This window comes from Streptomyces sp. NPDC059740, assembly GCF_042733155.1.
Lineage (GTDB): Bacteria > Actinomycetota > Actinomycetes > Streptomycetales > Streptomycetaceae > Streptomyces.
Genome location: NZ_JBHWGP010000009.1, coordinates 162,159 through 174,769, shown reverse-complemented (window position 1 = coordinate 174,769; position 12,611 = coordinate 162,159). Strand labels below are relative to the sequence as shown.

Here is a 12,611-nt window from a genome sequence, read left to right as displayed (position 1 = left end):
CCGTCGACCGGCCGGGTGCGGCGGGACGGGTCGGGGACCGGGTGCTGCGGGCTCGCCTCAGGCGGCGAGCAGGGAGCGGGGCGGTCCGCGGCGTACGACGCTGTGCACCAGCACGGTGGGGGAGGAGGGCGCGCCCGCCGCGGAACGGAACCGTGGCGGGCGGACCGGAAGGCGGCCGGCCGCGGTACGGGCCGCGGCCACCGCGACCAGCAGCGGCCGGAAGGCGAAACCGGCGGTCGCCCGCACCAGGCCGACCAGCGCGGCCTCGCCGCGGCGCAGCCAGGCGGCGGCCAGCAGCGCCACCGTGACGTGGGCGACCAGCAGGGCGAGCCAGGAGGTCGGCCCCTGGACCGCGGTGGGGTCGGCGGGCAGCTTGGCCAGCGGCGAGCCGACGTCACCGCCGCCGCACAGGAGGTGGACGCCCATCGACCGCAGCGGTCCGGTGACCGGGCCGCCGGCGGGGCCGTAACAGGTGTGCTGCCCGCCGCTGAAGACGGTGTCGGCGGCCAGTTCCAGCGGTACCAGCAGCGCGGCGATGCGGCCGAAGCCGCGTTCCCGTCCCGCGAGGCGGTAGGCCAGCGCGAAGACGGCCACGCCAAGGGCGGCGACCACGGTCAGCGGCAGCGGCGTACGGGACAGCAGGACGTGCGAGGCGGTGGACAGCGTCAGGCACAGCGCGGTGAAGAGCGCCGCGCGCGCTGCCCTGAGTGGAGCCGCCGTTATGTCCATCGCACACGAGTCTGCCATGACGCAGGCCGCCACCGTCTGAGAGATCCCTGAGAACTCCGCGGAGGCGGCGGCCCGGCGGTCACAGCCCCGGGATGCGCCCGTTGCGGAAGAGGTCCACGAAGATCTGGTGGTCGGCGCGGGCCCGGGCGCCGTAGGCGTGGGCGAAGTCGACCAGGTGATCGGCGAAGCCCTCCTCGTCCGCGGCGATGGCTGCCTCGATGGCACGCTCGGTGGAGAACGGCACCAGCGAGTGGCCGCTCTCGTCGTCGGCGGCGGCGTGCATGGCCGCCGTGGCCCGGCCCAGGTCGGCGACGACCGCGGCGATCTCGTCCAGGTCGTCCAGGTCGGACCAGTCCAGGTCGACGGCGTACGGCGAGACCTCCGCCACCAGCTGCCCGGCCCCGTCCAGCTCGGTCCAGCCCAGCCAGGGGTCGGCGTGGGCCTGGAGGGCGCGCTGGGAGATGACGGTGCGGTGGCCCTCGTGCTGGAAGTACTCGCGCACCCGCCGGTCGGCGACGTGCCGGGAGACCGCCGGGGTCTGGCCCTGCTTCATGTAGATCACGACGTCGTTCTCCAGGGCGTCGCTGGTGCCCTCCAGCAGGATGTTGTACGAGGGCAGCCCCGCCGAACCGATGCCGATGCCGCGCCGCCCCACGACGTCCTTGACGCGGTAGGAGTCGGGCCGGGTCAGGCTCGCCTCCGGCAGCGTCTCCAGGTAGCCGTCGAACGCGGAGAGCACCTTGTAGCGGGTCGCGGCGTCCAGCTCGACCGCGCCGCCGTCGGCCGCGAACCGCCGCTCGTACTCGGTGATCTGCGTCATGGTCTCCAGCAGGCCGAAGCGGGTCAGCGAGCGGGCCGCGCGGAGCGCGCCGAGGAGCGGGCCCTCGGCGGTGTCCAGCGTGAAGGGCGGCACGTCGTCGTCCTTGGCGCCGGTGGCGAGCGCCCGGATCCGCTCCCGGTAGGCCGCCGCGTAGGTGCGCACCAGGTCGGTGATCTGCTCGTCGCTGAGCGCCTTCGCGTAGCCGAGCAGCGCCACCGACGCCGCGAACCGCTTCAGGTCCCAGGTGAACGGGCCGACGTAGGCCTCGTCGAAGTCGTTGACGTTGAAGATCAGACGGCCGGTGGAGTCCATGTACGTGCCGAAGTTCTCGGCGTGCAGGTCACCGTGGATCCACACCCGCGAGGTCCGCTCGTCCAGGAACGGGCCGGTGTGGCCGCCGTCCTCGCCCCGCGTCCCGGCGGCCTCCAGATCCCGGTAGAACAGGCAGGCCGCACCGCGGTAGAAGGCGAAGGCGGACGCCGCCATCTTGCGGAACTTCACGCGGAAGGCAGCCGGGTCCGCGGCGAGGAGTTCCCCGAAGGCGGTGTCGAAGACGGCGAGGATCTCCTCGCCGCGCTCCTCGGCGTTCCGGGACGGGACGGGCACGGAAGGCGTGGACGGCATCGGGGGACTCCAGGGGTGGGACGGGTGGATCGCGGACCCCTCCTGCCGCCCTCCCGTCGGACACCGTCAAAGCTGACACAGCGCACCGTCGAAAGGCCCGGCAGGACCAGGTCGTCGGCCGACTCAACGGCTGAGATCTGCGATTGGTGCCCGCGTGTACGCGCAGTGGATCTTACAGGTGGAGGCCCGGCCCCCGGTGGGCTGCACGAACTCAGAGCAATGTGGTCAGCGAGGCGCCCCCACTGGGTCCGGCCGGTCCGTCGAATATGGCGACGACCGGCCGGACTGCCCGTGAGAAAGGTCTTCTTCTCACACCTGCTCACCGCGCATACTGCGACGGTTGGACGTGGGAAATCCTCCTCTGTGCTTTCCCCGGCGACGACCGGATTCACCTGGTGCCGGTCGGAGAAGAACGCTGCGGACTTCGCTGGGATCCATCAGCACATGTAAAGGTTTCCGGACTGCTGCTTGAGGTTCGAGGTGTAGTACCAGCCTTTGGTCTGAGTTCCGGCAATACGCCCGTACACCCAGTAGTTCCCGTAGTCGTTTATCTTCTGGCACCAAGCGTAGAAGATGGTGCCGTAAGGAGCGCTCGCCACCGAACTGCACTCGTTGGCCGGACCGGACTTCAGGCTTCCGGTGCCGCTGCTCAACTTGAAAACGGCGTCGGAGTAGTTGCCGACCGGGCCGTTGGTGCAGGCGGACGTGGCGGCGGCGGTTGCGGTGCCCCCCGTCGCCACCGAGCCGGCGAACACGCTCCCCAGAATCGAAATCGCAGCGATGCTCTTCCTGATCCTCATGATTCCCCTCCCGTCGAGGCTCTTGCGGCCGCCTAGATCATAGGCACCGCCCACCGGGTGAGCGAGGGGTTTGTGTGTGATGGCCAGTGGACCTCTGTGTGAATGGCTGAAATGTGGGCTCGCGTCGCTGAAGGGGGAATGGGTGATGTGGGTGGGTCATTTCGATTGCCGGTCGTCCTGGAGGTTCGGCGAGGCGTCTGGCCCGGAGCCCGGGCGGCCCCGGCCGGCCGTGACCGCTGCTGAGCACGGAGCTCTGCCGATCGGAGCGTCGAGACCGTCCTGAACGGGGCGGGAAGGGCGGCCGGGTCCCCGCCGCTTCCGGACGACTGCCGGCCGCTTGAACGCGGAGCACCCGCCTCGGTCGCCAGTGCGGACAGTGGTGCACCCCTTGCGGGAACGGGGACGCCTTCAGGTTGCCCCGCCCGTTGATCACCCGCCCCGGACGCGGCTTCCGTCGCCGCGCCGCAGGTCGCCGCCCGGACACCCACCCACTGGTGTCACCGGGCCGCCCGCACCCCCTCGCGCCGGTCCGCCGGGACGTAGAATTCCCACCCGTCGTCCGATCCCCGCCGCCCCCTTCCGGAGGTCTCCCACCGTGGCAGCCCCGTCCTCGTCCAAGGCACCCTTCACGCACCTGCACGTCCACACCCAGTACTCGCTGCTGGACGGCGCGGCCCGGCTGAAGGACATGTTCAAGGCCTGCAACGAGATGGGCATGACGCACATCGCGATGACGGACCACGGCAACCTCCACGGGGCCTACGACTTCCACGGGCAGGCGGTGAAGGCTGGCGTCACGCCGATCATCGGGATCGAGGCGTACGTGGCGCCGGAGTCGCGCCGCAACAAGCGCAAGATCCAGTGGGGCCAGCCGCACCAGAAGCGCGACGACGTCTCCGGCTCCGGCGGTTACACCCACAAGACGCTGTGGGCGTCCAACAAGACCGGGCTGCACAACCTCTTCAAGCTCTCCTCCGACGCCTACAAGGAGGGCTTCCTCCAGAAGTGGCCGCGGATGGACAAGGAGACCCTCGCCCAGTACTCCGAGGGGATCATCGCCTCCACCGGCTGTCCCTCCGGCGAGCTCCAGACCCGGCTGCGGCTCGGCCAGTACGACGAGGCGCTGCGCGCGGCCGGCGAGTACCAGGACATCTTCGGCAAGGACAAGTACTTCCTGGAGCTGATGGACCACGGCATCGAGATCGAGCGCCGGGTCCGCGACGGCCTGCTGGAGATCGGCAAGAAGCTCGGCATCCCGCCGCTGGTCACCAACGACTCGCACTACACCTACAGCCACGAGTCGTCCGCCCACGACGCGCTGCTGTGCATCCAGACCGGCAAGAACCTCTCCGACCCGGACCGCTTCCGCTTCGACGGCACCGGCTACTACCTGAAGTCCACGGAGGAGATGTACGCCATCGACTCCTCCGACGCCTGGCAGGAGGGGTGCGCCAACACCCGGCTCATCGCGGACATGATCGACCCCGAGGGGTGGTTCGAGAAGCGCGACCTGATGCCGAAGTTCGACATCCCCGAGGGCTACACCGAGGTCACCTGGTTCAAGGAGGAGGTCCGCAAGGGCATGCACCGCCGCTACCCCGGCGGCATCCCCGAGGACCGGCAGCGCCAGGCCGACTACGAGATGGACATCATCATCCAGATGGGGTTCCCCGGCTACTTCCTCGTGGTCGCCGACTTCATCATGTGGGCCAAGGAGAACGGCATCCCGGTCGGCCCCGGCCGAGGCTCGGCCGCCGGCTCGATCGTCGCCTACGCCATGGGCATCACCGACCTCGACCCGATCACCCACGGCCTGATCTTCGAGCGGTTCCTCAACCCCGAGCGCGTCTCCATGCCCGACGTCGACATCGACTTCGACGAGCGCAGGCGCGGCGAGGTGATCCGCTACGTCACCGAGAAGTACGGCGCCGACAAGGTCTGCATGATCGGCACCTACGGCACCATCAAGGCCAAGAACGCCATCAAGGACTCCTCACGGGTGCTGGGCTACCCGTACGCCATGGGCGACCGCATCACCAAGGCCATGCCCGCCGACGTCCTCGGCAAGGGCATCGACCTCGACGGCATCACCAACCCGCAGCACCCCCGCTACAGCGAGGCGGGCGAGGTCCGGGCGATGTACGAGAACGAGCCGGACGTGAAGAAGGTCATCGACACCGCCAAGGGCGTCGAGGGCCTGGTGCGGCAGATGGGCGTGCACGCCGCCGGCGTCATCATGTCCAGCGAGCCCGTCACCGACCACATCCCGGTCTGGGTGCGCCCCTCCGACGGCGTCACGATCACGCAGTGGGACTACCCGACCTGCGAGACGCTCGGCCTGCTGAAGATGGACTTCCTGGGCCTGCGCAACCTCACGATCATGGACGACGCCCTCAAGCTCATCAAGAAGAACAAGGACGTCGACGTCGAGCTGCTCGAAGTGCCGCTGGACGACCCCAAGACCTACGAGCTGCTGTGCCGCGGTGACACCCTCGGCGTCTTCCAGTTCGACGGCGGGCCCATGCGCTCCCTGCTGCGCCTGATGAAGCCCGACAACTTCGAGGACATCTCCGCCGTCTCGGCCCTGTACCGGCCGGGCCCGATGGGCATGAACTCGCACACCAACTACGCGCTGCGCAAGAACGGCCAGCAGGAGATCACCCCGATCCACCCGGAGCTGGAGGAGCCGCTCAAGGACGTCCTCGGCATCACCTACGGCCTCATCGTCTACCAGGAGCAGGTGCAGAAGGCCGCACAGGTCCTCGCCGGCTACACCCTGGGCCAGGCCGACCTGCTTCGCCGCGCCATGGGCAAGAAGAAGAAGGAGGTCCTGGACGCCGAGTTCGTCAACTTCCAGAAGGGCGCCCGGGAAAAGGGCTACAGCGACGCGGCGATCCAGGCGGTCTGGGACGTGCTGGTCCCCTTCGCCGGCTACGCCTTCAACAAGGCGCACTCCTCCGCGTACGGCCTGGTCACCTACTGGACCGCCTACCTCAAGGCCAACTACCCGGCCGAGTACATGGCGGCGCTGCTGACCTCGGTGCGCGACGACAAGGACAAGTCGGCGGTCTACCTCAACGAGTGCCGCCGCATGGGCATCAAGGTGCTGCCGCCCAGCGTCAACGAGTCCGAGGGCAACTTCATCGCCCAGGGTGACGACGTCATCCTGTTCGGCCTCACCGCGGTCCGCAACGTCGGCCAGAACGTCGTCGACGCGATCATCCGGTCCCGCAAGGCGAAGGGGAAGTACACCTCCTTCCCCGACTACCTGGACAAGGTCGAGGCGGTCGTCTGCAACAAGCGCACCACGGAGTCGCTGATCAAGGCCGGCGGCTTCGACGAGCTGGGCCACACCCGCAAGGGGCTGATGGCGCACTACGAGCCGATGATCGACAACGTGGTGCAGGTCAAGCGCAAGGAGGCCGAGGGCCAGTTCGACCTCTTCGGCGGCATGGGCGGCGACGAGAGCGAGGACACCCCCGGCTTCGGCATGGACGTCCAGTTCACCGACGAGGAGTGGGAGAAGACCTACCTCCTCGCCCAGGAACGGGAGATGCTCGGCCTCTACGTCTCCGACCACCCCCTCTTCGGCCTGGAGCACGTCCTGTCCGAGAAGGCCGACGCGGGCATCTCCCAGCTCACCGGCGGCGACTACTCCGACGGCTCGATCGTCACCATCGGCGGCATCATCTCCGGCCTCCAGCGCAAGATGACCAAGCAGGGCAACGCCTGGGCCATCGCCACCGTCGAGGACCTCGCCGGCTCCATCGAGTGCATGTTCTTCCCCGCCACCTACCAACTCGTCTCCACGCAGCTCGTCGAGGACGCCGTGGTGTTCGTCAAGGGCCGCCTGGACAAGCGCGAGGACATCCCGCGGCTGGTGGCCATGGAGCTGATGGTCCCCGACCTCTCCGAGGCCGGCACCGACGCCCCGGTGACCATCACCATCCCCACCGTCCGGGTCACGCCGCCGCTGGTGGAGAAGCTGGGCGAGGTCCTCACCAGCCACCGCGGCCACACCGAGGTCCGCATCAAGCTCCAGGGAGCGCGCAAGACGACGGTGCTGCGCCTGGACCGCCACCGCGTCCAGCCCGACCCCTCGCTCTTCGGCGACCTCAAGGTGCTCCTCGGCCCCTCCTGCCTGGCGGGCTGAGAGCGGCGGCCCCCGAGGAGGACTCCTGCCGGGGCCCCGGGAACACAGGGCGGCGGCCGGTCACCGCGCGGGCGGCCGGCCGCCGCGTCCACCCCGGTCGGCGCCCCGCGGGCCGGCCGGGGCGGCGGAGCGGCTCAGTTGTGGCCGAAGCGGCGCCGCTGCTTGCGGCCCGGGACGGTGGTGCCGATCTGCGCGGTCGGGTCCGCGGGCGTGGGAGCCTCGGTCGCGGTGCCCGCGGCGCGCGGCGCCTTGCGCTCGGTGGTCCCCGGTTTCTTCTGGTTCCGGTTCTTGGCCATCGTGGTGCCTCCCTGGTCGGGGGTAGCGGCTGCGACGAGCCTGCCACGCAGGGAGGAACATCGCATTTCGGGCGTGTCGCCGCGGAATGCCGCCGGTCACCGGCCTCGCCCCCCTGCCTCCACCCCCGCCACCGGACGGCCCCCACCGCGAGGACGCGGCGGCCGAACGCCGCTCCCCGCGCGGCAGCCGGCACGAAATCCGCCACGCCGAAGATCCAGTTCGGGCTGATAACGCCCCCCGCGTCGGGCAGACTCGCTGCAAGCCGGAGAGCCGGGGGGCCGCCCACAGCGCCCCCGGCGGCGACGGTGGGCCGGGGGGCGACCGGAGACAACACCTGTAGGGAAGAGGGTGGAACGTGGATCGCTGCGTCGTGCTCGTGGACGCCGGATACCTTCTCGGCGCCGCCGCCAGCCTGCTCGCCGGGGAACCCGCCCGCTCCCGCATCACCGTCGACCACGCCTCCCTCATCCGGCAGTTGCGGGAGCGGGCCGAGGCCGACACCGAGAAACCCCTGCTGCGCATCTACTGGTTCGACGGGGCACCGGACCGGGTGCCGCAGCCCGAACACCGCCGACTGCGCGTCATGTCCCGGGTGACCGTGCGGCTCGGCGCCCTCACCCGCAGCGACGGTCGCTGGGCGCAGAAGGGCGTGGACGCGGCGATGCACGCCGAGTTGACCGAACTGGCCCGCAACCGGGCCTGCTCGGACATCGTGTTGGTCACCGGCGACGGCGACCTGCTGCCCGGCCTGATGTCGGCCAAGGAGCACGGGGTCGCCGTCCACCTCTGGGCGGTGCAGGCCGCCGACGGCGACTACAACCAGTCCGAGGACCTCGTCGCCGAGGCCGACGAACGACGGGTGCTGGACCGCTCCTGGATCACCCGCGCCATGCGGGCCAAGGACATCGGCGGCCCCTGCGCACCGCCCCCGGTGCCGCGCCCGGAGATCGCCGCCATCCTCTCCGCCCCCCTCCCCGAGTCCGCAGTCGCCGCCCAGCGCGCCGCCGCCCGCCGGGAGGACGGCCGGGACGCCGCGCCGAAGACCGAGGAGGCGGCACAGGAGGACGCCCGCACCCCCGCCCCGCAACCGGCCCGACCGGCGGCGGACACCCCCGCGGTGAAGGTGGTGCCCACCCCCAAGGACCTCGCCGACCTCGGCAAGGGCGGCCCGCTCGCCGGCACCGCGGCGGCCGCCGCCACCGCGGGCGCCGCCGCCACCCTGCGCTGGTCCTCCGACAAAGGGTGGGTCGACCGGGGCGGCCCGGCCGGCGAGTCGCCCGAGACCGCGGCCCTGCCCACGCTCGCCCAGCTGACCACCGCCGAGCAGCGCTGGGCCGACCGCGAGGAGGACATCACCGCCGTCAGCGGCGACCCCTTCGAGGTCGGCCAGGTCTTCGCCCGCCGCTGGACCGACCGCCTCACCGGCACCGCACACCTGCAGAACCTCTCCACCGAGTACCCCCGCATCCCCCACCGCATCGACGGGGAACTGCTGCGCTACGCCGCCCGGTTCGGCCTGCTGGCACACAAGGACGACCAGATCGACGAGCACGACCGCTACGCGATCCGGGCCGGCTTCTGGCGCGAGATCGACCTGCGCACGGCCGCCGGGCACGCCGCGGTCGGGGACTGACACACCCTCCCGGCCGCCGTCACCACCCGCCACCTCGCGTTCGCCCGTCCGGGTCCGGCCGCGGGCAGGCGCGGCGCCCGGCCCCAGCGCAGCAGCGCCGCGACCGACCGGGCCCGGTCAGACCACGCACCCCCCACCCGCCACGGTAGGGGCTCCGCAGCACCGCACAGCGGCGGCGCGTACCCTCATAGCTCGTGAGCACGGGCACAAAACAGGCCGAGCACGGCGAGATCGTCTGTGCCGTGAGGGACCTGGTCAAGACCTACCCGGCGGTCCGCGGCCGTCGCGGCAGCGCGCCGACCCCCGCGGTGCGCGCCAGCGACGGCGTCAACCTCCAGGTGCGGCGCGGCGAGATCTTCGGACTGCTCGGCCCCAACGGCGCCGGCAAGTCCACCCTCGTCCGCCAGATCACCGGGCTGCTGCGGCCGGACTCCGGCAGCGTCACCGTCCTCGGACACGACCTGGTCCGCCACCCCGAGCGGGCCGCCCGCCTGCTGGGCTACCTCGGCCAGGAGTCCACGGCCCTCGACGAGCTGACCGTCTCCCTCGCCGTGGAGACCACCGCACTGCTGCGGGGCCTGGAAAGGGCGGCCGCCCGCGCCGAGCGCGACGCCGTCCTGGCCGAACTGGGCCTGGTGGAGATCGCCGGCCGGCCCCTGAAGAAGCTCTCCGGGGGGCAGCGCCGGCTCGCCTGCTTCGCGACCGTCCTGGTGGGGGAGCGGCCGCTGCTGGTCCTGGACGAGCCCACCACCGGCATGGACCCGGTGGCCCGGCGCGCCGTCTGGGCCGCCGTCGACCGCCGCCGCGCCGAACGCGGCACCACCGTCCTCCTGGTCACGCACAACGTCATCGAGGCCGAGACGGTACTGGACCGCGTCGCCGTCGTGGACTGCGGCCGGGTCGTCGCCTGCGACACCCCGGCCCGGCTGAAGGAGAGCGTCGCCGGCGAGGTGCGGCTGGACCTGGTGTGGCGCGCCGCGCCGCCGCTGTCCGTCCCCGAGATCGCCGCGCTGGGCGCCAGGGCCCACACCACCGGCCGCCGCTGGACGCTGCGGATGGCGCCGGAGGAGGCCCGGGCGGCGGTCGCCAGCGTCACCGCGGGCCCCGCCTTCGCCGCGCTGGACGACTTCACCCTCGCCACCCCCAGCCTGGAGGACGTCTACCTCGCGCTCGGTGGCGCGGCGGAGAAGGGCCTGGTGAAGGCATGAGCCCCCACGGCACCGGCACGGCCCCCGCCGCGTCGCCCGCCGCCGGTGCGGAACGGGACGGCGACCGGCTCCCGCACCGCCCCGCCGCCCTCGCGCCCCGCGCCCGCCTGGTCCCCGCGCTGGTCGCCGTCTACCGCGCCCAGCTCAGCCGCGCCCGGGTCGCCCGCATCCCGCTGCTGTTCGTCGCCACCTTCCAGTCGGTGGGGATCATGGTGCTGATGCGCGGCGTCGTCGACGGCGGGTCGGAGGCCCGCGCGGTCGTCTCCGGCGCCAGCGTGCTGGTCGTCGCCTTCGTCGCCCTCAACCTGCTCGCCCAGTACTTCGGGCAGCTCCGCGCCGCCGGCGGCCTCGACCACTACGCCACCCTGCCGGTGCCGCCCGCCGCCGTGGTGCTCGGCGCGGCGGCGGCCTACGCCTCCTTCACCGTCCCCGGCACGATCCTGACCGCGGTGGCCGGCAGCCTCCTCTTCCAGCTGCCGCTGGCCCACCTGTGGGTCCTGGTCGCCGTGGTCCCCCTCGCCGGCGCCGCCCTCGCCGGACTCGGCGCCGCCCTCGGCCTGCTGGCCCCCCGCCAGGAGCTGGCCACCCTCGGCGGCCAGCTCGGCATGTCGGCCGCGCTGCTGCTGGGCGTACTGCCGCCCGACCGCCTGCCCGTCCTCGTCGACTGGGCGCGGGACCTGCTGCCCTCCACCTACGGCGTCCAGGCGCTGGCGGACAGTTTCGACGCCAGCCCCGACTGGACGGCCGTGGGCGGGGACCTCGGGGTGTGCGCCGCGGTCGGGCTGCTGTCGCTGACCCTGGCGACCTGGGCCTACCGGCGCGCCGCGGTGCGCTGAGCGGCGACACCGCCGCCAACCGGCCTCCTGCTGCCGGTCGTCCCCGGGCCACCTGGCACGATGGCGGGGTGACCGCACCGCAGCCGCCCTCCGAGCCACCGTCCGAGCGCGCAGCGCACGCCGCGACCGAACCGCCCCCTGGCGCCACCCCGGCGGGGCACCCTGCGCCCAGGACGGGTGCGGCGGAGGCCCTGCTGGGCCCGCGGCCCGCCGTCGAGGCCGCCCGCGCCCTGCTGATCGCCGCGGTGCTGACCGCCTGCGGGCTGCTGCTGGGCCTGCTCTGGGCCCACCTCGCCCCCGCCGTCCCGCTCGTCTCCGACGGCCAGGACGTGTACTACAAGGACACCGAGGGCGAGCAGGCCATCGGCGCCGACGGCACCTTCGCGCTGCTGGGCCTGGCCTTCGGGCTGCTCAGCGCACTCGTCGTCTTCCTGCTGCGGCGCAAAGCCGGCGTGCTGGTCGTCGTCGGCCTGGTCGTGGGAGGACTCGCCGGCTCCTTCGTGGGCCGCGAGATCGGCCAGCTCCTCGGGCCCGCCGCCGACGTCGCGGCGCACGCCCGGCAGCTCGGCAAGGGCGTGGTCTTCGGAGCCCCGCTGCGGCTCCAGGCGCGCGGCGTGCTGCTGGCCTGGCCGGTGGGCGCCGTGATCGGCCAGCTCCTCCTCACCGGCTTCTTCGGGCCGCGGGACCCGGAACCCTGGCAGCCGTCCCTCGACGCCGCGCAGTGGCCGCAGGCCGCGCCCGGCGGGGGAGGGGCCCACCTGGCCGGCGCCCCGGCGGACAGGCAGCACCACCAGGAGGGAGACGGCACGGCACCGGACGGCGAGCGGCCGCACCAGGCACCGGAGCACCACCACGGGGACCACCGGCCCCCCAGGCCCTGAGGAACCGCCCCGGGGGACGTGACGGGACGGGGCGGGACGCCCGGCCTGCCGGGCCCGCACAGGAGGCCGCGCCTTCCCGGGCCGCGGCCGGTCCCGGCCCTCAGGCCCGGGCGATCGGTGCCAGCACGCCGTCCACCAGGCCCACCAGCGCCGCGGGCGCCAGCTCGACCTCCAGGCCCCGCCGCCCCGCGGAGACGCACACCGTCTCGAAGGACTCCGCGGAGACGTCCACGACCGTGCGCAGCCGCCTGCGCTGCCCCAGCGGCGAGATGCCGCCCAGGACGTAGCCGGTGGCCCGCTCGGCCGCCGCCGGGTCGGCCATCACCGCGCGCTTGCCGCCGGCTGCGGCGGCGAGCGACTTCAGGTCCAGCGACCCGGACACCGGGACGACCGCCACCGTCAGGGCGCCGTCCACCTCGGCCAGCAGGGTCTTGAAGACCCGCTCCGGTTCCATGCCCAGCGCCGCGGCGGCCTCCTCGCCGTACGAGGGCGCCGCCGGATCGTGCGCGTAGGAGTGGACGGTGAACGGCACCCCCGCGCCGGTCAGCGCCACCGTCGCCGGCGTCCCCGCGCCGCCCTGGGCCCTGCGGTCCCGCTTCGCCGTGCCGGCCTTCCTCGCCATGCCGGTCC

The 12,611-nt window shown here is 72.6% G+C and carries 10 protein-coding genes; 5 read left to right on the top strand and 5 right to left on the bottom strand.

From position 1 onward, the window contains the following. Nucleotides 1-57 precede the first annotated feature (57 nt). The 3 genes from ACFV3R_RS14250 to ACFV3R_RS14240 form a co-directional block, all read right to left on the bottom strand. Nucleotides 58-729 carry a hypothetical protein gene (locus tag ACFV3R_RS14250; RefSeq protein ID WP_385580961.1) on the bottom strand — a complete coding sequence of 224 codons (672 nt, stop codon included), beginning with the start codon at nucleotides 727-729 and terminating at the stop codon, nucleotides 58-60. 79 nt (nucleotides 730-808) lie between these two features. Then, nucleotides 809-2,173, bottom strand: coding sequence for a DUF2252 domain-containing protein (locus ACFV3R_RS14245; RefSeq protein WP_385580958.1), 1,365 nt, complete (start codon nucleotides 2,171-2,173; stop codon nucleotides 809-811). Nucleotides 2,174-2,610: 437 nt separating this feature from the next. Then, nucleotides 2,611-2,973 (bottom strand): hypothetical protein, encoded by a 363-nt coding sequence (locus ACFV3R_RS14240; protein ID WP_385580955.1) that lies wholly within the window; start codon nucleotides 2,971-2,973, stop codon nucleotides 2,611-2,613. 595 nt (nucleotides 2,974-3,568) lie between these two features. On the opposite strand from ACFV3R_RS14240, the gene dnaE reads away from it, so the two are divergent. Next, on the top strand, nucleotides 3,569-7,126 hold the full coding sequence (dnaE, locus tag ACFV3R_RS14235) for a DNA polymerase III subunit alpha (protein WP_385580952.1): 3,558 nt from the start codon (nucleotides 3,569-3,571) through the stop codon (nucleotides 7,124-7,126). A 134-nt stretch (nucleotides 7,127-7,260) separates the two neighbouring features. On the opposite strand, the gene ACFV3R_RS14230 is transcribed toward dnaE, so the two are convergent. Beyond that, entirely contained in the window at nucleotides 7,261-7,422 is a 162-nt protein-coding gene (locus tag ACFV3R_RS14230) for a hypothetical protein (protein WP_385580949.1), read from the bottom strand. 356 nt (nucleotides 7,423-7,778) lie between these two features. Between ACFV3R_RS14230 and ACFV3R_RS14225 the strand changes: the two genes are divergently transcribed. The 4 genes from ACFV3R_RS14225 (at nucleotide 7,779) to ACFV3R_RS14210 (ending at nucleotide 11,981) form a co-directional block, all read left to right on the top strand. Continuing rightward, nucleotides 7,779-9,056 (top strand): NYN domain-containing protein, encoded by a 1,278-nt coding sequence (locus ACFV3R_RS14225; protein WP_385580946.1) that lies wholly within the window; start codon nucleotides 7,779-7,781, stop codon nucleotides 9,054-9,056. A 194-nt stretch (nucleotides 9,057-9,250) separates the two neighbouring features. Beyond that, nucleotides 9,251-10,264, top strand: coding sequence for an ABC transporter ATP-binding protein (locus tag ACFV3R_RS14220; RefSeq protein ID WP_385580943.1), 1,014 nt, complete (start codon nucleotides 9,251-9,253; stop codon nucleotides 10,262-10,264). Continuing rightward, entirely contained in the window at nucleotides 10,261-11,100 is an 840-nt protein-coding gene (locus ACFV3R_RS14215) for an ABC transporter permease (protein WP_385580940.1), read from the top strand. Before ACFV3R_RS14220 ends, ACFV3R_RS14215 begins: the two co-directional genes overlap by 4 nt. A 68-nt stretch (nucleotides 11,101-11,168) precedes the next feature. Then, on the top strand, nucleotides 11,169-11,981 hold the full coding sequence (locus ACFV3R_RS14210) for a hypothetical protein (RefSeq protein WP_385580938.1): 813 nt from the start codon (nucleotides 11,169-11,171) through the stop codon (nucleotides 11,979-11,981). A gap of 100 nt (nucleotides 11,982-12,081) precedes the next feature. Here ACFV3R_RS14210 and ybaK read toward each other — a convergent pair whose 3' ends face one another. Beyond that, nucleotides 12,082-12,603, bottom strand: a complete 522-nt coding sequence (gene ybaK / locus ACFV3R_RS14205; RefSeq protein WP_385580936.1) for a Cys-tRNA(Pro) deacylase — start codon at nucleotides 12,601-12,603, stop codon at nucleotides 12,082-12,084. Between the last annotated feature and the right edge of the window lie 8 nt (nucleotides 12,604-12,611).